General features: G+C 69.8%; 14 protein-coding genes and 1 tRNA gene. 3 read left to right on the top strand and 12 right to left on the bottom strand.

Annotation, left to right across the window (positions count from 1 at the left end; translation table 11 throughout):
• Positions 1–2,400, bottom strand: a complete 2,400-nt coding sequence (locus F603_RS0122940; RefSeq protein WP_425427006.1) for a serine/threonine-protein kinase — start codon at positions 2,398–2,400, stop codon at positions 1–3.
• Between F603_RS0122940 and F603_RS36590 the strand changes: the two genes are divergently transcribed.
• Positions 2,399–2,680, top strand: a complete 282-nt coding sequence (locus tag F603_RS36590; RefSeq protein WP_425427007.1) for a hypothetical protein — start codon at positions 2,399–2,401, stop codon at positions 2,678–2,680. The genes F603_RS0122940 and F603_RS36590 overlap by 2 nt on opposite strands.
• Before the next feature lie 294 nt (positions 2,681–2,974).
• On the opposite strand, the gene F603_RS0122945 is transcribed toward F603_RS36590, so the two are convergent.
• The 4 genes from F603_RS0122945 to F603_RS0122960 form a co-directional block, all read right to left on the bottom strand.
• Positions 2,975–4,261 carry a hypothetical protein gene (locus tag F603_RS0122945; protein ID WP_019548285.1) on the bottom strand — a complete coding sequence of 429 codons (1,287 nt, stop codon included), beginning with the start codon at positions 4,259–4,261 and terminating at the stop codon, positions 2,975–2,977.
• 102 nt (positions 4,262–4,363) lie between these two features.
• Positions 4,364–5,359, bottom strand: coding sequence for a glutamate ABC transporter substrate-binding protein (locus tag F603_RS0122950; protein WP_019548286.1), 996 nt, complete (start codon positions 5,357–5,359; stop codon positions 4,364–4,366).
• A gap of 167 nt (positions 5,360–5,526) precedes the next feature.
• Positions 5,527–6,915, bottom strand: a complete 1,389-nt coding sequence (locus F603_RS0122955; protein WP_019548287.1) for a hypothetical protein — start codon at positions 6,913–6,915, stop codon at positions 5,527–5,529.
• A 390-nt stretch (positions 6,916–7,305) separates the two neighbouring features.
• A complete protein-coding gene (locus F603_RS0122960) occupies positions 7,306–8,268 on the bottom strand; it encodes a methyltransferase domain-containing protein (protein WP_019548288.1) in 963 nt (320 codons plus the stop codon).
• Between the two features lie 272 nt (positions 8,269–8,540).
• Between F603_RS0122960 and F603_RS0122965 the strand changes: the two genes are divergently transcribed.
• Positions 8,541–8,942, top strand: a complete 402-nt coding sequence (locus F603_RS0122965) for a globin (RefSeq protein ID WP_019548289.1) — start codon at positions 8,541–8,543, stop codon at positions 8,940–8,942.
• Positions 8,943–9,461: 519 nt separating this feature from the next.
• Here F603_RS0122965 and F603_RS0122975 read toward each other — a convergent pair.
• The 7 genes from F603_RS0122975 to F603_RS0123005 all read right to left on the bottom strand — a co-directional run bounded on the left by F603_RS0122975 (position 9,462) and on the right by F603_RS0123005 (position 19,574).
• Positions 9,462–10,136 carry a DUF8010 domain-containing protein gene (locus tag F603_RS0122975; protein ID WP_019548291.1) on the bottom strand — a complete coding sequence of 225 codons (675 nt, stop codon included), beginning with the start codon at positions 10,134–10,136 and terminating at the stop codon, positions 9,462–9,464.
• Positions 10,117–10,533: an acyl-CoA thioesterase gene (locus F603_RS0122980; protein WP_019548292.1), complete on the bottom strand. Its 417-nt coding sequence runs from the start codon at positions 10,531–10,533 to the stop codon at positions 10,117–10,119. Before F603_RS0122980 ends, F603_RS0122975 begins: the two co-directional genes overlap by 20 nt.
• A gap of 11 nt (positions 10,534–10,544) precedes the next feature.
• On the bottom strand, positions 10,545–12,209 hold the full coding sequence (gene ettA, locus F603_RS0122985) for an energy-dependent translational throttle protein EttA (RefSeq protein ID WP_019548293.1): 1,665 nt from the start codon (positions 12,207–12,209) through the stop codon (positions 10,545–10,547).
• Between the two features lie 541 nt (positions 12,210–12,750).
• Complete coding sequence (locus F603_RS0122990; protein ID WP_245600881.1) at positions 12,751–14,175, bottom strand: thioester domain-containing protein; 1,425 nt, start codon at positions 14,173–14,175, stop codon at positions 12,751–12,753.
• A 181-nt stretch (positions 14,176–14,356) separates the two neighbouring features.
• A complete protein-coding gene (locus F603_RS0122995) occupies positions 14,357–14,836 on the bottom strand; it encodes a single-stranded DNA-binding protein (RefSeq protein ID WP_019548295.1) in 480 nt (159 codons plus the stop codon).
• A gap of 623 nt (positions 14,837–15,459) precedes the next feature.
• Complete coding sequence (locus F603_RS0123000; protein ID WP_342665932.1) at positions 15,460–17,379, bottom strand: GTPase; 1,920 nt, start codon at positions 17,377–17,379, stop codon at positions 15,460–15,462.
• A gap of 506 nt (positions 17,380–17,885) precedes the next feature.
• Positions 17,886–19,574 carry a dynamin family protein gene (locus F603_RS0123005; RefSeq protein ID WP_051096326.1) on the bottom strand — a complete coding sequence of 563 codons (1,689 nt, stop codon included), beginning with the start codon at positions 19,572–19,574 and terminating at the stop codon, positions 17,886–17,888.
• A 329-nt stretch (positions 19,575–19,903) separates the two neighbouring features.
• Between F603_RS0123005 and F603_RS0123010 the strand changes: the two genes are divergently transcribed.
• Positions 19,904–19,979 (top strand) — tRNA-Arg (locus F603_RS0123010).
• Positions 19,980–20,320: the final 341 nt, after the last annotated feature.

Here is a 20,320-nt window from a genome sequence, read left to right on the forward strand (position 1 = left end):
TCACACCCACGTCCTGGGGCGGAAACGGTTCGCCCGCTCCACCAGTTCAATCCTCTCGGTACCGGTCTGTGCCAGCCGGGCGAGGCGGCGGTAGGAACGCTCCAGACCGAAGCGCAGCCCCTCCTCGTCCAACCGGACGCCGAGCAGCGTAGCGGTACCAGGTCCCGGAGGGGCTCCCTGCACCGCGCCGTCGGCCCCTCTTGAAGCGCCTCTCGCTCCCGCGAGGAACCAGTCGAGGGCGCAACCCAGCACCTCGTTGGTGAGCGCCTCGTGGCGCAGGGAGTCGAGACCGACGTCGGACAGCCGCTCCAACTGGCCTGCCGCGGCTTGGAGATCGTCGAGCAGCGGTTCGTGCGCAGCGCGCTGGCGCAGCCGGGCCCGCACGGCCGCCACCCGCGCAGCCGTGAAGTGGATCGACGACTCGGGCACCGACTCCAGCGCCCCGACGGCCCCGCGACGGTCGCCCGCGGCGAGCCGCACACGCGCCAGCCCGAAGGCGGCGCTGACGTACGCGGGGTCTGTCGCCCAGACGAGGTGGTAGTAGTCGGCGGCGTTGTCGAGCTGACCGAGCACCTCGGCGCAGATCGCCAGGGCCAGCTTCGGCGCGGGTTCGCCGGGAAAGGCGTCGTACACCGCGTCGAAGGAGAGCGCCGCCGTCTCGCGATCCCCCTCGACCAGCGCCGAGAGCCCGCGATACCACACCACCCGCCAGTCGTCGGCGTGCTCCGCCTCCAGCTCGGCGAGCACCTCGGCCGCCGCTCTCGACGGCGGAGCGCTCCGGCGCGTCGGCGGCGGCTGCTCCCCCGGCGGCATCTCCGACCAGGCGCGCAGCTCCCGGAGGCGCAGCTCGAGGGAGTCGGCGGGGGCGGCCTGGAGCGCCGTGAGGATCTCCGTCGGGGCGGCAGCCATCAGTCCGGCGAGGAAGCCCGCGCTGGGATCCCCCGGGTCGACGCGCGGCACGGGGAGCGCGAGCGCCGTCGGACGCGCCTGGAGCGGTACGAGGGCCACCGGACCACCGGGTGCGGCGGCTGCCGACGCCCGCTGCTGCGGCGCCGGTTCGGGCTGTCCCGGCAGCCGGACGTGCGCCGGCGTGCTACCTGTCATGCCGTACTCGCCGGCGGACGTGCTCTGCGCCATGAGCGTCGCCGGGGCTGCCGTCCCCTGCTGCGCCGGGAGCGAAGCGGCTCCTGCGACGGCGGGGTGCGGCGGGCCGCTCCCGTTGGGGAGCGCGGTCGGTGCGGCGGGCCCTTCGCGCCGGCGGCGCCGACTCGTGTCCCTTCCGCCGAGGGCGGAGGTGTCACCGCTGAGCTGGGGCAGCAACTCGGTGTCCACAACGCGTAGTTCGGAGCCGAAGAGGGTGGAGAGCGAGGGCCGCGGCCGCCCGCTCTGGAGCGCCACGACCTCGCGCAGCACGCCCAGCAGTTGCTCGGACATCTCCTCTGCCGTGGCGAACCGGCGCTGCGGGTCCGGGTCGGTCGCGCGGACGAGGAAGCGGTAGAAGGACTCGTACCGCTGGAAGACCTCGATGCTCGACGGCTCGGGAAGACTGTCGGCGAAGACGTTGGTGTAGCCCTGGAAGTCGAAGGTGAGGACGGCGAGGGTGCGCGCCACCGTGTAGAGGTCGGAGGCGACGGAGGCGCCCTCCTCCGCCACCTCGGGCGCCTGGTAGCCGACGGTGCCGTAGATGGCGCTGTCGTCGTCGTCCATCCGCCGGACCGCGCCCATGTCGATGAGCTTCAACTGGTCGTGCTGCTGGATCGCGTTGTCGACCTTGAAGTCGCAGTAGAGAAGATTGCGGCTGTGGAGGTGGCCGAGCGCCTCGAGCGCCTCGATGCCGTACGCGCACGCCTGCTCGACGGGGAGCGGGTCGCGCTTGCCCTCCGGTGTGCGGCGCTCGTTGGCGATCTCCTTGAGGGACTTGCCTCCGACGTACTCCATGACGATGTACCCGTCGAGGCTGCCCGTCCGCTGGTCGAGGTGCTCAACGAAGTTGTAGATGCGGACGATGTTGGAGTGCTCGATCTCGGCGAGGAACCGGCGCTCCGCGATGGCGGCGTCCATGGCGTCCTGGTCCCCCGTGTCGAGGAGGCCCTTGAGTACCACCCAGCGGTCGGAGACCGCCCGGTCGACGGCGAGGTAGATCCAGCCCAGGCCGCCGTGGGCGAGGCAGCCTGCCACCTCGTACTGCCCGTGCACGATGTCGCCCTGGCGGAGCTTGGGCACGAAGGAGTAGGGGTGCCCGCACTTGGTGCAGAACCCCTCGGTGCGGCCCGGTCTTTCGCCCCGGGCGCGGCCGACGGGGGCTCCGCAGTCGCTGCTGCTGCAGAACCGCTTGCGCTCGGGGACCTCCGGGTTCTCCAGGACCACGCTCGACGGATCGGCCCTCGGGACCTGCGGCATGTGCACGAGTCCCGCGCCGAGTCGACCGCGCCCCGAGGAGGAGGCCGCGGAGCGCGCGCTGCGTACCGAGACGGAGCGTGAGGAGCTCCGCTGCGAGAGCGACCGGGAGAGGCGGCCGGAGACCGAGCGGCGCGAGGACTGCGACCGTGCCGACGCACGCGACGACCGCGAGGAGGAGTCCGAACTGCTGCCGCGGCGCGCGCTGGTGATCCCCGTCGGTGCCGAGCCGAGCGCGCCCCCGGGGGCGACGACCGGAGCGAGACCGCAGGTGTCGCAGTAGAGTTCGCCGCCGCCCATGTCCTCGTAGCTGCCCTCGCAGCCGGGTCGCTGGCAGGACTCGTTCGGTCCCGTCGACTGCTCGCTCACCGCTCCCCCTGTTCCGTGCCCCCGCTGCGCTCGGCGCGGACCGTGCCCTCACCCGTCACTCCGGCAGGCGCAGACGTGCCGGACACGGTACGGCAGCGCCGTACCGTACTGCTTCCGCACCGGGCCCTGCGGCGCACCGCCGCCCTGCCCGGCTCCGCTTCGCCCCACCGCGGCGCTTCGTTCCCCGCGCGGGGTGCCCCCGTCGCGTTCATCTCTCTCCCCTGCCCTCGGCGAGGGGCGTGCCCTCGCTGCGACGTGCCGCGAGGGAGTCCTGCACCGCCTGCTGGTACCGCTGGACGGCGTGGTCCGCCGCCCGCAGGTCGCAGGGCGCACTCCACAGCAGGCGCCGGGCCACGTCGTACCGCTCGGCGAGGAAGCGGTCCTCGGCGAAGCCGTGCTGCGCGGCCTTGGCCTTGTACGCGTCGAGCCTGCCTCGGAGCTCGGCACGCACCGCCAACGGGGCCGTCACCGCGGTGAGTTCGGCGCGGGCGCGTTCCAACTCCTCCTCCGAGCGCTGTTCCAGGTTCTCCAGGAGCGGTGAGAGGAGGTGCCAGCGCGAGTGCCTGCGGTGCTCGGCCGCCGTGGTCAACTGCTCGTGGAGGGCGGCCGGGGGGCCGCTCACGGCCGGCACCTCGGAGGCCGCGATCTTGGCGAGCACCTCGCCTCGGGCCGACCTCGCCTCGGCGAGGGTGCGATCGGCGCGCGAGAGGACGTCGCGGAGCCTCATCAGGCGCTGCTCGGCGTCCTGGCGGACGGTCAACACCGCCTCGATCTCCCGCCGCACGTCCTCCAATGCGCGAGCTGAGGTGTCGTATCGCGTCGTGTCGGGACGGCCTCCGCCGGGGGCGCTGCTCCCGCCGGTGCGGGACCAGAAGGCGAGCGGGTCGGTGAGAACCTCGGCACGCAGGTCGGTGAGGTCTTGCGTCGTCCGCTCCAGGTCGTCTCCTGCCGGATGCTCGCCGGGGCGGACGCCGACCGAGTGGGCGAGCGAGCGGATACGCCGGAGCTCGGCCGAGAGCATGTCAATCCGCGCAGGAAGGGCGGACCAGACCGAGTCGGCGGCGGCGACGACGTCGAGGGCCTGCGCATACCAATCGTTCATGCGGGAGACGAGCTGCGGGAGCGTCAACTCCTCGACCAACTGGTGCGTTCCCCCGGCACCCGGCGCCGCGCCGGCGAGGTCGGCCCCGGAGACCGTCAGCGTCCCCCGGAGGAGCCGGGTGAGCTCCGTCAGGTCGTCCCGGCTGGGCCATCGACGTTTGCTCCGCAGCTCGCGGGCGAGCTCCAGCCGACTGGTGTAGGTCTCGAAACCGTTCCACAGCAGCGTGACGGCCTGTTCGGCCCGCGCCCACCTGTCCGCAGTGACGCCGGTGAGCTCCGCCCCCTCCAACAGGCGGCGCCCTGCGTGGTCTTGCAGCGCCAGGAGCGACGACTCGACGGCCTCGTGCTCGGCGTCGAACCGCTCCAAGGCACGATCGACCTCTTCCCGGCTCATCACCGCTCCGGCGGGTCCCGCGGGCCCCATCGATCACCTCGCTGCTCTCGTCGCTGCCTCGTCACCGCTCCCGGTCGCCCGCCTCCGGGGCCACCGCCCGCGTCAGTCGCGGTACTTGGGCTCGGGTGGTTTGGGGGCTCCGCCTTCCCCGGTGCCTTTCATGTCGTCGGCGAGCCACTCGTCGTACGCAGCCCGCCACTTGCTCCCCGCTCCACCCTTGCGGTAATCGTCGAGCACCTTGTTGACGCGACGGACGAGGTCCTCGTCCTCGAGGTTCATCGCCACGCCGTACGGTTCGACGGTGACGGGCTCGCCGATCAACCGCACCGACGGGTCCTGCGCCGCCTGGCCCGCTCCCAATGCGCTGTCGGTGACGATGGCGTCGGCCTCGCCGAGCTGCATGCGCACCAGGCAGTCGAGTTGGTTGGGCACACGGAGGGTGCGGGCGCCGAGCTGCTGGTAGTCGTCCTCCTTCATCAGGGTTTCCGCCGTCGAGCCGGAGGCGTAGCAGAGTCTGCGGCCTTCGAGAGACTTGTCGAAGCCCTTCACCCGGGCGTGGTCCTTCGGCACCAGCATCTGCTGCCCGGCCTCGAAGTACGCCGTGGAGAAGGCGACTTCCTCGATGCGTTCGCAACTGATCGTCATCGTCCGGACGACCATGTCGACGTCGCCCTTCTCGAGCGCGCGGATGCGCTGATCGGTCGGGATCGTCTTGAAGGTGATGTCCGGGTCGGTGCCGAGGATGTCCTTCCCGATCTCCTTGGCGAGATCGATGTCGAATCCGCCCAACTTGCCGGTGGTGGGGTCCCGATAGCCCCACAGGAAGCTGTTCTGGTCGACACCGACGACCAGGCGCCCGCGGTCCTGGATGCGTTCGACGGCCTCGCCGGCTTCTCCGCTCGGTTTGAGGCTTTCGGCCGGGTCCGAACCGTCCTCGCACTTCTCCGGTTCGGGGTCCTCTCCCGGCGCCGCAAAGGGCCGCACGGGGTCGTCGGCCGGAGCCGCGACAGAGCCGACGCGTCCACGCTCGCCCGTTCCGCCCCCGCTCCCGGAAGGTGCGGCGCATCCGGTGAGCACCGCCAGGAGGACAGCGGACACTGCACCGACGACCCCGACCCTCCGACGCCTTGCACGTGTGCCACCGTCGCGCCCTGCCGGTTCGCCCACGTCGCCGACGGCCGACACCCTCCGGCCGGAACCAGGGCACGCCATGCCCAACATTCCCCGGGCTGCCGTCACTTCACGTCCCATAGCCGTACTCCCCCTCACCGGTACTCCGCGAGCCGGCGCATCTGGCCCCACACCACGGCCGCGGCCCCGAGCACCGCGAGCACTACGGCCCCTATACCGAGGCCACCCAGCCATCCGCGGCCCCGGTCGGCGGCTTCCTCGAACTGCTGCTGCTCATGGGCGCTGGCCTTGGCGAGGTTGCGATCGACGCGGTCGAACGCCTCGCCCGTACTGTTCTCCTTGCCGATGACCATCTCGACGGCGTCGTCGTAGGCGCCGTCGTCGTCCTTCGCACGGGCGTTGGCGTGCCGTTCCTGCCAGCGTTTCAGCGAGTTGGTTGCGTTCCGGACCGATTGGCGTCCTGTGCTGTCGTCGGCGAGCGCCTGCGCGCGCTGGAGGCCGCCGGGTGAGTCGGGCCGGCCGAAGAGTTCGCCCATCTGCTTCTTGTAGCTCTTCTCGTACTCGGCGCCGGCACCCCGCGCGACGAGCGTCATGTTCTCGTCGCCTCGCGCCTGCAGAGAGCCGATCCACACCTCGTTGAGCGCCTGGAGGGAGCGGGCGCCCTGCTCGTCCGAGTCGGTGAGGCTGCTACGCGCAAGCGTGTGGCCGACACCGAGCCAGAGGAGGAGAACCACGGCGGCGGCGGTCGCCGAGAGAAGGCCGGGGTTGAAGACCCGGTTGGTGCGGCGGTAGTTGCGGCGCTGCGCCCAGACGAGCACGACCAGCGTCACCACACCGAGCCCGACCGCCGCCCACGGCCAGCCTTTCGCCGCGTCGTAGTCCCTCCGCAGCTCGGACGTCTCCGCCTTGTACAACGTCTCTGCCGCGGGGAGGAGTTCGCCGCGCATCTTCTCGTTGGCGTACCGCAGGTAAGCACCGCCGAGTGGAAGTCCCTGCCGATTGTTGGCACGCGCCGACTCGACGAGACCGGTGTAGACAGGGAGCCCCTTGTTGAGGACCTCGATCTGACGGTCCGCCGGGCGGGAGCCGTCGCTGCTGGAAGCGGCGCCCGCGAGCAGCTCCGACGCCTCCCGGATGTCCTTCTCGTACCTTGCGCGCACGCTACGCGGCTCGTCGCCCCCGGCGAGGAAGCCGCTGGAGGCCGAGGTGTCGGCGTCGGCGAGGGAACGATAGATCTTCGCCGCGTCGGCGCTGAGGGGTTGGCTCCGCTCCACGACATCGCCGGCCGCGCTCGTACGCTCCGAGACCTGCAGGGCAGTGATCCCGCCGAAGACGACGAGAAGCGCGGCGAGTACGGCACCGATCAGCCGGAGGCGGCCGGGCTCCGTCGTGGCCTCGGCGCGCAGCCTTCTGCTCGCACCTCGCCAGGAAGGGCCGCCGCGTGGCTCGGCTTCCCTCGGTTCCGGAGCCGCAACGGCGGGTCGGGCGGGCGGTGCAGGCGGCGCTGCGGTCGGTTGCGTCACGGCTTGGAGACCTCCCCCTTGGTCACTGGCGGCGTTCCCGTCCCCAACGTTCGGTACGAGCACACAACCCGCAGTATGGCCGCAGGGACCGACACCCGCACAGCACTGCTCCAACTCGCGTACGGCACCCCTGCCCGACGGTAAGAGGCAATCCGACAGCCCCCCGCTTCCCCGCGGAGACGGCCGAAGCCCCGGAACCGCGGCCAGGAGGGGCACACTAGCGCGCCCCTTCCCGTTCTTTCATCACGCTTGGGCCACACCTCCGGTTCCCCTTCGCACCGAGCGTGCCTGAAAGTGCGTCACCCGATCGTGTCAACTACCCCCGCAAGCAACGGAGTCGGAGCCACCGCTTCCCCGTTCACGCGGCAAGAGCCGGTCGATGCGCCGCGGTTACGCCTCCTCCGAGTGCAGCTCCCACGCATGACCTCCCGTAGGCGAATCGAGCCACGCCCACTGCCGTGCGCCACTGACCGTCACCCCGTACCGCTCCCGTTCGGGCCGTCCCGCACGCCGCCAGACGTCGAAGATCTCGACCGGCTCGGCAGCCCCGCCGAGGAGGGCGAGCGCGAAGCGGAACGAGTCGTCCACCCAGGCCCCGCGCGGTACCCCCTTCGGACGTTCCAGACCCGTCTCCCACGGAGGAGGCCCCCCGCGCAGCGGGACGAAAAAGGCAGGGGTCTGCAAGAACCGTCCCTCGCCGCGGACTTCACCCTGGTCGCCCCGCTCGATCCGCAGCGAGAGCAGGCCCGTCGCGAAGGGGGTGAGAACGAGCGCCCCGTCGGCGGACTGCTTCAGCCAGGCGGACGGCACCGTCTGCACCGCGCAGGTGGCGATGATGCGGTCGTACGGCGCGTACGTGGTGCAGCCTTGCGCGCCGTCGCCCGTGACGACGTGCGGCCGGTAGCCCGCCTCCGCAAGGTGCGTCGCCGCCGTCTCCGTGAGCGCCGGGTCGAGGTCGACAGTGGTGACGTGGGAATCGCCGAGCCTCTCACTGAGCAGCCCCGCGTTGTAGCCCGAACCGGTGCCGATCTCCAGCACGTCCGCTCCGTCGGGGACGTCGAGGGCCTCCAGCATGAGTGCCATCAGGGAGGGCTGGCTGCTGGAAGAGACGAGTTCCCCGTCGCGAACACGGATCGCGAGCGGTGCGTCCTCGTAGACGCCTTCACGCCATCGGCGGCGCTCGCCCGGGTCGGGGTCGTTCCGCCACAGTCTGCGGTACCCGCCGATCGCCGGCAGGTAGTAGTAGGGCACGAAGAGTTCCCTGGGTACGGCCTCGAAGGCGGCACGCCAGGCAGGGTCGGTGAGTCCGCCGCCCGCTTCGATGCGGCGGACCAGCTCGGACGCCTCGTTCACCCTTCCAATGTGCGCCCTCCACGCCACGGACGCGAGGGCGGAGCGGAGCGTGCCGGCTCCTGGCAACGATGCGGTCACAATGAGTCGTCGGCCTATTCCCGAGAGTATGCACCGCCGGGCAACAGCCACTCGACCGCGACCGACTACGGACCCTTGCAGCGGAGTTGAGGCCCGACGCAGCCAACCCCCGCCCTCTGCACGGGTCCGGCCCTCCCGGTGCCGGAGGGACCGAGGACTCTGGTCCTCGGTCCCTCGTCTGCGACCATGGAGGTATGGAGATCCGGCGCGGGAGCCTGCAGTCACAGACGTTCTACGAACAGGTCGGCGGAGAGGAGACCTTCCGTCGGCTCGTACGCCGCTTCTACGCAGGCGTCGCCGAAGACCCTGTGCTGAGGCCGATGTACCCGGAGGAGGACCTCGGCCCCGCGGAGGAGCGGCTCGTTCTCTTCCTCATGCAGTACTGGGGCGGTCCCCGGACATACAGCGACCAGCGCGGCCATCCGCGGCTGCGCATGCGGCACGCCCCGTTCAAGGTCGACCGCGCCGCGCACGACGCCTGGCTGCACCACATGCGTACCGCCGTCGAGGAGCTGGAACTCCCCGCCGAACTGGAGCAGCAACTCTGGGACTACCTGGTCTACGCGGCCGCGTCCATGGTCAACTCACCGGACTGACACGCCGACCCGGCGAAGCCCACCTCCGCGCGGTCACACGGCCCGTTGCTCAGTACCCGACAACGCGTGGACACATACAGGGCGTCCGCTGCCGGCTGCACCGTGCGGGCGACCAGTCGCCTGCCGAGCTTCGTCATGACGCGCTTGTTCCCCGCCCGGGCGATGCCCACGGTCTCGGTCGTCCTGCGGTTGGCGGAGGCGAATTGCAGAGCCGCCCGCGCGGCCTCCGTGGCGACCCGACCCCAGCAGGAGCGCGCCAGGACCTCGGGAACGAAGCTCCGTAAAGCCGACAAGTCCCGCTAGGGCGCACCTCCAGGGCAAAAAGCCGGCACCCGTGCTCCTACCACTGGCGTTCCATCGCCGTGACGGACCGCTGCGTCTGCACCACGTCCCGAACGGTGCCGTCTCCGAGCCAACGCATCACTTCAGCACCGGAGTTGGTCGCGGCGAGCGCTGCCCCGTCACCCGCACGCCACCGGGGAGCATCAAACGGCTGGTCCCGATCACCACCCCGCCGAGTCACACCGGTGTGACGCTCAAGCCGAGCCCGGTGCCCGCCTCCGCGGTGTCACGCAGGACGACGGACCCGTGCGCACTGCTCAGCCGCAACCACCCCCGCGCTCGCAACAGCGAGACCGACTCGCCGCCCTGCAAGAGACCGAGAGCGTGCCCCGCGTGAACCGCCCGCAGCGGGAATCCGGTCCGACCGAGCGGGCGCGACCAGATCTCCTCGGCCAACGCGTCGAGGGCCTGCCGCGTGCGCTCCTTCTCGCCCAGCTTTTCGGCCCGCTCCTTGAACTCCCCCACCGCTGCGACGGCGACCGACCGCACCGCGTCCGCGGGCACCTCGGCGAACTTCGTCCATCCGCTGTCAGGCGGCAGCACACCCGCCCACGCCGGGCCCGTCACCTCGTCGGGCAAGGAAACGCCACCGCGCTCCTCGTCGATCCGCTCCAACAGCTCTCCTGCGGAAACGGTCACATCGGTCTCGACCGGCTCGCGCAGCCGCGCCGTCCGCAAGGCAAGCACCTCGAACCGCGCCGGCTTCGCGAAGACACCTACGACACCGCCGGCCGCCTGCACTCGCACGGCCGCGCTCTTCTCCCAGCGCAGCAGACGCTCGAGGAACGCCGCGAGCCCAGCGCCCTCTTCCGGCTCCGCGAGCCGGAGACGACTAACCGAGGTGGCTGTCATCGAAGTACCCCTCAAGGAACGACTTCTCGTGTGGTGTCAGCCGCCTCGGCCGCTCGTTTTCCAGGTCGTACGGCACCACGACGCTGCTCGCCCGCACGTAGGGACGCACCGCCGGATCGTTCTCGCCCACCTCGTACGCGAGGTCGACCGAGGCCGCGCCGAGCTTCGTCACCCAGGTTTGCACGGTCACCGGCTCATGCCGGTGAACGAGCGGCCTGACGTAGTCGATCTCGTGCCGCGCGACCACGGAGCCGCCCGTGAACGAGGACGGCTCCTCCCGTCGCGCCAGTCGGAACATGAAATCGATACGGGCTTCCTCCAAGTACCGGAGGAACACGACGTTGTTGACGTGTCCGAACGCATCCATGTCCGACCAGCGCACCGGGCACTCGTACATGTGGCGCACGCTCAGCTCCGCGTGAGCTTCCGGTAGGTCGCTCGGTGGGGACGAGCGGCGTCCGGACCGAGGCGCTCGATCTTGTTCTTCTCGTACGACTCGAAGTTGCCCTCGAACCAGAACCACTTGCTCTCACCCTCGTACGCGAGGATGTGAGTGGCGACACGGTCGAGGAACCAGCGGTCGTGGGAGACGACCACGGCGCAACCGGGGAAGTCGAGGAGCGCGTTCTCCAGCGAGGAGAGAGTCTCGACATCGAGGTCGTTGGTCGGCTCGTCGAGGAGCAGCAGGTTGCCGCCCTGCTTCAGGGTGAGCGCCAGGTTCAGCCGGTTGCGTTCACCGCCGGAGAGCACGCCTGCGGGCTTCTGCTGGTCCGGGCCCTTGAAGCCGAACGCGCTGACGTACGCGCGCGACGGCATCTCGACCTGGCCGACATTGATGTAGTCCAGGCCGTCGGAGACAACCTCCCAGAGCGTCTTCTTTCCGTCGATGTTCGCGCGGTTCTGGTCGACGTAGGAGATCTTCACCGAGTCGCCGACCTTGATCGTCCCGGCGTCCGGCTCCTCGAGTCCCTGGAGCATCTTGAAGAGCGTCGTCTTACCGGCGCCGTTCGGACCGATGACCCCGACGATGCCGTTCCGCGGAAGCGAGAAGGAGAGGTCGTCGATGAGCACCTTCTCCCCGAAAGCCTTGTGGAGGTGCTCCACCTCGACGACGACATTGCCCAGGCGGGGGCCCGGCGGGATCTGGATCTCCTCGAAGTCGAGCTTCCGCGTCTTCTCCGCCTCGGCGGCCATCTCCTCGTACCGCGCCAGACGGGCACGCGATTTCGCCTGCCGACCCTTGGAGTTGGAGCGGACCCACTCCAGCTCGTCCTTGAGGCGCTTCTGCCTCTTGGCGTCCTTCTGGCCCTCGACCTTCAGCCGGGACTGCTTCTTCTCCAGGTAGGTGGAGTAGTTGCCCTCGTAGCCGATGGCACGGCCGCGGTCGAGCTCCATGATCCAACCGGCCACGTTGTCCAGGAAGTACCTGTCGTGGGTGATCGCCACAACGGTGCCGGGGTACTTCGCGAGGTGCTGCTCCAGCCACTGCACCGACTCGGCGTCGAGGTGGTTGGTGGGCTCGTCGAGGAGGAGGAGATCGGGCTGCTCGAGCAGCAGCTTGCAGAGAGCGACTCGGCGCCGCTCACCGCCGGAGAGCTTGGTGACGCTCCAGTCGCCGGGCGGGCAGCCGAGGGCGTCCATCGCCTGCTCGAGCTGGGAGTCGAGGTCCCAGGCGTTGAGGTGGTCGAGCTGCTCCTGGAGCTTGCCCATCTCCTCCATGAGCTGGTCGGTGTAGTCCGTCGCCATCTGTTCGGCGATCTCGTTGAAGCGGTCGAGCTTCTGCTTCGTCTCCGCTACACCGTCCTGGACGTTCTCCAGGACCGTCTTGGACTCGTCCAACGGCGGCTCCTGGAGCAGGATGCCCACGCTGTAACCGGGCGAGAGCATCGCGTCGCCGTTGGACGGTTGCTCAAGACCGGCCATGATCTTCAGAACCGTGGACTTACCAGCACCGTTGGGGCCCACGACGCCGATCTTCGCACCGGGCAGGAAGGCCAGGGTGACGTCGTCGAGGATCACCTTGTCGCCGTGTGCCTTGCGCGCCTTGCGCATGGTGTAGATGTACTCAGCCAAGAGGAACCGTCCGGCAATCTGTAAGTGTCTGCGCACGGTCAGTGGTACCGCGCGGATATCTGTACGGCTCGCGCCGCCCAATCAGCGTGCGGCTTGCGCCGCGAGTCGGTCTGGCGCCTCCCCCCTTACGGTCGGCACGCCTTGGCCGCCGCGGTGACCGTCAGCGGCTCCGCCGCTGTGCGGCCCGCGGTGTCACCACGGGGGTTCAGCTCCCCCCATCTTGCCGCACAACAGCGTCTCCGCCGAAACGGGGCAGCTCACACCAGCATGCCCGCTCCCCTTTCTCGCGTACGTCGCCGATGTCGTTGAGCTTCGACGCGCCCGGAGCCGCCGTCCGAGCCCGGTTCCGGGTCAACCACCGGGCCTCCGACTCGGAGCTCCCCATGCGAACGGTGCCGTCTTCGACACCGCACCGACGCGGGCGCCCGCGCCCCGTAGGTCCCGGCCCCGACGCGGCGCCGACACGGACGGTCGCGCCCGACACAGCCCACACAGATGGGCAGAAACCGGCAGCCGCCGGACGGCCAGGCCGTCGACGGCCCTATTGCCTTGCCCGTCGCACGATCATCAGCGCAGTACCACCGACCACGACAAGGCCCACCGCGATACTGACCAACAGCGGTGTGTCGCTGCTTCCTGTCTCCGCGAGGTCGGAAGAGGCACCGTCCGGGCTGAGACCACCCCCGCCGACCGTCGCCGGACTCGGAGTGGCGGCGGAAGCGGCAAGTCCCTTGTCCTCCTGTGCGCGCACGGCACTCGCCGTCGCGCAGTCCAGCACTCCGGTGAAGACACGGTCGGCCCCGTCCGGCGCGTTCACCGCGATCCGGTAGGGCTGGTCCTCCTCGACCGGGACGGTCTCCGTTCTGGACTCCCCCGGCTCCCGTACGTACTCATGCTCGCCGACGGTGAAGTCGAACTCCTCGTCGCCACCGTTGGCCACGGTGATGTCCACGCCGCTCTCGTCGCAGTTCTTCGCGCTGGAGACCGCGGCAACGGGCCCTTCCTCGGCCCAACTCACCGAGGCAGAGCCGGAGACGGTGGAGCTACTGGCTCCCGCGAGTATCTGGGTCTGCGTACGTGCGTGTTCTCCCGTCCCGGTGAAGACGCGCCCCACCGGGACCTTCGCCGACGCCTGCGCCAACAGCGAGGCCGTGCCGCCCTCCGACCCCTCGGGGACCTCGAAGTAGACCTTCGTGCCGTTCGAGGCCGTCTCGACGTCGTCGCCCTTTTTGTCGACGAGCCGCACTCCGCGTGCGACGGCGTCCGGATCGGCCTCGATCGAGACCACGGGCGCGGTGGTGCGGACCGTGACAGGTCCGAGCCGGTCCCCGCTCATCCCCGCCGTCTCCGCCGGTCCGAGTTGGAGGGAAGGCCGCGGTTCCGGCATCGGCTTCGCCGCGTTCACCAGGTAGTCCGTGAGCTTCCTCGCCGCCGGTTCGGCAGCCTTCACCTTTGCGCCGTCGCCGGTGCTTTCCTCGGAGAGGCGCCAGATCGCCACCTGCGTTCCCGCCGCGGCGAGTTCAGGTGTGAGCCGCTTGACCTTGGCCTGCCTGGCGAGTGCCTGCAAGTCGTTAACCTGCGGGAAGGAGTTCTCGACGATCCAACGGATCTTGCCCGCTTCCTTGTTGTGGTGCAGGGAGGACGTCCCCCAGGAAGCTTCCTCGTAACCCGCCTGCTCCCTGGTCGGGTTGAGCATGTCGACGCTGTAGCTCTGGAGGCTGCCACCGTCCTCGACAGTCATCTCGGAAAGGCCGGCGCTGATGTCGCGGCCACCGCCCTCCTCCTGCACGACTGCTTTGCCGTACGTGTTCAGGCCGTCGAGGGATGCCGTCGCACCGCGTGGGTTTCCCTCCCCCTGTCCTGCGGCTGCCGGGCTGGCAGCGGCTACACCGGAGACGAACAACGCCCCGGAGACCACGGCTACGGCGGCACGGCGATCGAGCGGTCGCCTGCGTGCAGAAGTCATCGTCTTCCCCTCCGGACGGAACGGACGCATGTGGGTCCGACACCCCGTCTGCAAAGAACTCAACCCCCCATCGGTACGCGAGGGATGCTAAAGATCACCGGGAGCCGGCCCGCCCGTATTCACACCTCACCGGCAGTTCCGACTCAGAATCGTTATCACTGAACCCGACGGACCGGGACGTTCAAGACGCCCCGCGACGACCCGGAATCGAGACCTCCGCATACTCCGCAGCCGGCCCGTCAGCCACCTCGCTCCGCCCGGCCGACGATCGCTCACCTGGAGCGACGGGCACCTGTTTGGCCTGGGACACGCGCACAAAGGCAGAAGTCCCCCTGGAGAGGTCATGTCCGACGGCATGCGCGCTGAGATCGGCTGCGACGAACTTCCGCGTATCACCGTCCTTCTCGCTGATCCGCAACTGACCCTGGACGATGACGGGTTCACCGATCGACACGGACGAGGCGACGTTGGCCGCCAGACCGCGGCGCGCCCAGACCGTGTAGAAGCTCGTGTGGCCGTCCACCCACACGCCGAGCCGCTGGTCGAAGCGGCGCACCGTACTCGCCAACCGGAACCTCGCCACGCGATCGCCGTTGGCCGTCTCCCGATAGTCGACCGGCGTCGCAACGTTTCCCACCACGGTGATGTGCGTCTCATGCACGACATCCGCCTCTCCGCGCTTCAGCGGGACGCTCGCCGTCCCGCAGTGCGCTCTGTCAAGGATCAGAACTCCGCCGGCAGCCTTTGCGGCCGCCGACGAACCCCACCGTGCAGCAAGTGCGGAAGTACCGCTCAAAACCTTCAATTTCTGTGGAGTACCGAGTAGTTGTGGATAACTCCGCCACCCGTAGGGGTGCAGTACGCGGCCATTCTCCCGATTTCGACTCCACATGCCGCAGGCTTCTCCCAGGACCACGTGGCCCGCCTCGGCGACGGCGTACGAGTCCTGGGAGAAAGGCGACCGGCAGACGGGGGATCGAAATGCTCGAACTACGAGGGCTTCTACTCACCCTCGCAAGACTCGTGTCCGGAACGGACAGGCGACCTGAGCGAGGCCACCTCACCGAGCCCGCAAGGCACACCGCAGACGTACGCGCCCCGTGCCCGCACGACGGCAAGGACACCGGCACGCTGCGGACCGGTGTCACCGGACGGGGCGCCGGAACCTCTGCGCCCCGCCCCCTGTCTCGCCCGAAGCCGGCGCTCTCCGACAACTGGTGTCGGCGAGCGGACTCCACACGCTCCACAACCCGACCGGGGCGGTTCGCAAAGCGGCTGCGCGCCCTACACCTCCCCAGTGGCGACCACGTACTGCTCCCGAGCCTCCCGGTAACGCACGAGTTCGGCGGCAACGGGCTCCAGGACGCGCGAGCGACCACAACCGGCAGCGAGACGTCGCAGCCTGGCCTCTTCTGTACTGCCGTGGACGCGTGCGGGCCCCTGGGAAACCCTCCGGCACGTCCACGAGAGCAGCGGAGCACCGACAGCCCCCGCCCCGAGGAGCGTCGCGCCGAGAGGCGCCGTCTCTCCGCCGAGCGCGGTGGAAGCAACCAACATCCACACGGCGCCCACGAGTTGCAGGAGCATCATCAGTACCTGCCCGACGAGCGCGACGGGCGCCCAGGCCGGCCGCGGCACCGAGACGGCGGCATCCGACTTCTTCCGCCAACGAGGACGTCCGGGTCCCGGTTCGTGGAGGGAAGCGCCACCCGCCCGGCTCCGAGATCGGAAGCGAGCGGTTCCTCGCTTCTTCTTCTCGGCTCCGTTGTGAAGAGGCGCGTCCGCCCTTTCCTCAACGGCTCCGCCGTTCTGGGCAGTTCCGACGGCGTCCCGAGCTTCCGGGGCATAGGAGGAGGACGCGTGCAGCTCTGCTGGGAGTCCCTCGGCCGAGAAGTCCGCCGCGTCTTCGGCTTCGCCTGGGCCGTACCGACGACGGGCCGCCTCGTCGAGCGCTTCCGGAAGACCGGCCGCGCCCCGGAAAGCGGCGTCACGCACGCGCCGCGACCACGCCTCCGGCAATCCCGCCGCGGCGCTCTCGCCGAGCTCCCTCACGGCCTGTGCCACTGCCGGTCGCGAGGCCGGCGAGAGGGCGCCACCGGGCCGCTCCGCCGGAAGGCCACGTTCGACGTTGCCGACAACCTCCGTGCGCCTCTTCTCGATCCGGCGCTTCAGCAGCCGCGCCCACACCGTTGCGGACGCCTCCTCGGCACCGCGGAGCCAGGCCCGCTCCGCGGCCTCTCCTGCGGCGCGCGCACCGAGAGCGACGGCAAGGCGCTCGTCGAACCGCTCCCGGACCAGCTCGGTCAGCCCCAACTCACCGGCTTCGACATTGACATAGAGCGGGCGAAGGCGGCGAAGTACGGAGTCCAGGTCCGCACCGATGCGGAGAGCCGCAGCACGCCGCGCTGCCGCGAGCGAGGCGAGCTCCGTCCTGAGCTCGCCGATCCCCTCACCGGTGTGAGCGGAGGTGGCCAGGACCGCGGCCCCCGGCTCGCCGTAATCACCGAGAGCGACGCCGTCGCTGTCGAGCAACCGCCGCAAATCGTCGAGGACCGCGCCGACGGCTTCCCGTCCGAGCCTGTCGATCTGGTTGAGCACGACGAAGGTGACATCGGCGTGGTGCGGCATCCGCCGCAGGTACCGCTCGTGAAGCAGCGCGTCCGCGTACTTCTCCGGGTCGACGACCCAGACCACCGCGTCCACCAAGCCGAGGAGCCGGTCGACTTGGGGACGATGGTCGGGGGCGACCGAGTCGTGGTCAGGAAGGTCGATGAGGACCAGTCCGTTGAGGTTCTCGTCCCAGGAGTAGCGACGAGCGCTCGGTGCGATGGAGAGTCGGTCGAGCAGGCCGTCGGCTCCCCCCTCGCCCTGAGCGGCCTCCCATGTGCAGGAGACAGGGGCCGCGGTGGTGGGCCGGCAGATCCCCACCTCGGAGAGTTGCGCTCCTGCCAACGTGTTGAAAAGGGAGGACTTTCCGCTGCCCGTGGCACCGGCGAGCGCGACGACCGAGTAGGCGTCAGGGAGCCGCCGGCGTGCACCCGCCTCCTCGGACACTCGCGCTGCTTCGGCGAGCAACTCCGGGTCGACGCGTCCGCGGGAGAGGCCGAGCAACTCTCCGAGCGCTCCCAGCCTTCGGGCCAGTGTCTGCTGCTCCTCCGTCCGGTCCGGAGTGCTCGGGGAAACGAGGGCCGACGCCCTGGGCAACGTCGCGGCATACCTCGTGGTCTCCCCGTGCTCCCGGGGATCGTTGCTACTTGTCTCAGCTTCCGAGGTCGCGGCGAGGCGCTCCTTCCCGATCACCGGTTCCGTGCCGGACACTTGCCCGCCGCCGGAGCGTGCCGTCGGCAGTCGCTCCGCGCCGTGTTGGAAACCGGCTCTTTCGCCGCGCGAGTCGCCTACGGCTCCGGAGGAGGAGGCACGTCGAGCGATCAGCCCGTCTCCCCAAGGCGGCGGAGCCACGTTCTCCCCTGCCACCTCCTCGACGGGCCGCTCACGGCACTCGACGTCCGAGGGCTCCCCGACGTACTCGTGTGCGCGCGCATGATTCGCCCTCGCTTCGTCAGCCGCATCCGTCGTGCGGGGTTCCATCTCGCTGACGGGCGCGGAAGAAGCCGGAACCTGGTCGCCCGCGGCTCCAAGGTCCTCTCGGGGCGGGGCTGCTTCCTTCTCGCTTGCCGTTCCTTCTTCCCGGGTCGTCGCCGACACCGTGGTCACCTCTCCCTCTGGACCTCTCGATGCGTGCGGGCGGCCGGAAATGCCAGCACCGCCCGGGCTTTGCTCAATGCGGAGTACGCGGCCACCAGGTCGACCTGCGAGTCGGGCGTCGTCGCCAGCTCCTCGAGCGGCGCCAGCCAGTGGTCCCTGCGTGCCGCCAGCGCGCGTTCCACGCAGGCGTCGAGCAGCTCCACGCCGTTTGCGCGCAGGCGCTCGGAAACCGTGCGCCCCAATGCGTCGGCGAGGACACCGAGCGCCAGCTCCTCGGTCTTCGGCCCGCCGAGAATCGCCGCCGTCAGCACAGCCGCCATCTCCTCGGCGTCGACGAGTGCGCCGAGCTCGGCAGTGAGTACCTCTTCCTCCACGGACTCCTCAATGCATCGGCGCCATCTCCGTACGAGGAATCCGGGGCGTGCTCCCGCCTCGTCCTCCTCCATCGGCAGGCAGCAACCCCCACCGGGTTCACGTCTCCAGGCGTCTGCCACGTTCTGGTCCGCGACTGTGACGGCACCACCCAGCAGTGCCGTGAGTCCTTCCTCGAAGGCGTCCAGCAGTTCGTCTCCGCCACAGTCCGCCGGGAAGGACTGCAGGCGTGCGGCGACTTCCCCCGCGAGCAACTCCCCGTTGCCGAGCCGTCGGCGAGCCCGGCGACCGGAGTCCGCGAAGGACGCTTCCACGACGTCGCAGAGCCGTTGGACCGCCCCGTGCTGCGCAGCGACGGCGCCGGCGAGCGCGACGACACGGGGACGCAGCGAGGCGAGTGTGCCGGTGGCGGTGCGAGCCGCGGCGACCTCGCGAGCCGCCGGGTCCTGCGCCTGCCTGGAAAGCCACTGCCGAAGGCCGGCGACGGCGGTCGCGGGAAGGAGGCCCGACCCGCCTGCCGATTCCGGCAGTTCGGGGATGGTGAAGCGCGGGACCTCCTCCATCCCCTCGCGGTCCAGAAGGAGGCCGTACTGGTGGGAGACCTCCGTGGCGATCTGATGAGGGGTTCGGTCCAAGACGGTGGCGAGGGTGACGTCGTACTCACGCGCTGTGCGCAGCAAGTGCCAGGGGACGGCGTCCCCGTAGCGGGAGGCGGTGGTGACCAGAATCCAGACGTCTGCCGCGCTGACGAGTTCGGCGGCCAAGTCCCTGTTGGAGACGACCAATGAGTCGATGTCGGGTGCATCGAGGAGGGCCAGTCCGGCCGGTAGCGCAACATCCGTCTCGATACGGAGATCGTTGCCGGTGCTCTCCGGGTCGTAGTCGATCTCCTCGACGGTCGGCTCCTCGTTGTCGGGTGGCTCCTGCCGAGGGATGTTCTGAGGAGCCGGGAAGGTGCGTCTGAGGTCGGGAAGGACCCGTGCGCCCGCGAACCAGTGATGGTCGTCGGGGTGGCAGACGAGTACGGGGGTGCGGGTGGTGGGGCGCAGAACGCCGGCTTCGCTTACACGTCGACCGACGAGTGAGTTGACCAGGGTGGACTTGCCGGCTCCCGTCGAACCGCCCACGACCGCGAGGAGGGGAGCCTCTGGGGAGGTGAGGCGCGGGAGGAGGTAGTCGTCGAGTTGGGCCAGTAGCTCGTCCCTGGACCTGCGTGCGCGCTCGGCACCCGCCAAGGGCAGCGGGAGACGCGCTGCGGCGATACGGTCCCGCAACGTTTTCAGGGCGGTGAGCAGTTCTGGCTGTACATCCAAGATCGCCACAGGGGCAGAATGCCCAATTTCAGGAGATTTCTGAAGCGCAATCGCTGCCCAGCGCCACGAAACTGGCGCCATTCGCCCATCGGTGCCCCAGTCGGCGCGCTCCCCCACACATCAGCCACACCGTCGCCATAACGACTGCGCAACACCCGCACCACGCGGCGCGAAAAGCGCTGCATTAATCGCACCAGCCTGCGATTATCGGGACCGCTTCACGGAACCTCCACACCGCAGCGCGGACGTGGAGGGAGCGGGACGAGCCACTGCGCCCCCTATCCTTGACCCCGCCATGGTCGCCGCGGGGGCAGGGCCACCGCCCCGCCGGGAGACTGGCCCCCGTAGCTCAGTGGATAGAGCAGGTGCCTTCTAAGCACTTGGCCGCAGGTTCGAGTCCTGCCGGGGGCACCACACAGAGGGCAACGACTCCTCGTTCGAGATGCTCGCCCGCACCGCCTCTTCGGCGACTCGCGCCCCCGACGAGGGCCATCAGCCAGTGTCACGCGGCAACGCACGCGGTTGGTGCGCTTGTCGTAGTGGATCTGGAGCCGGAAGGCTTCGAACATCCGTCGCCGTAGTCCGTCGGGAAGCTCGGCGATCTCGCACGCGCCAGCCGGGAACGCGTCGATGAGGCCGGCAGCCTGCCGTTCGGAGGTGTGCCGTTCAAGGCGGTCATCGTCTCGACGGTCTTCGACTCACGGTGGAACCGCGGAACAACTGACGCCCCAGAACCGTGTGCGGGCCGAGGCTCC

The organism is Streptomyces sulphureus DSM 40104 (assembly GCF_000381025.1).
GTDB classification, from domain to species: domain Bacteria; phylum Actinomycetota; class Actinomycetes; order Streptomycetales; family Streptomycetaceae; genus Streptomyces; species Streptomyces sulphureus.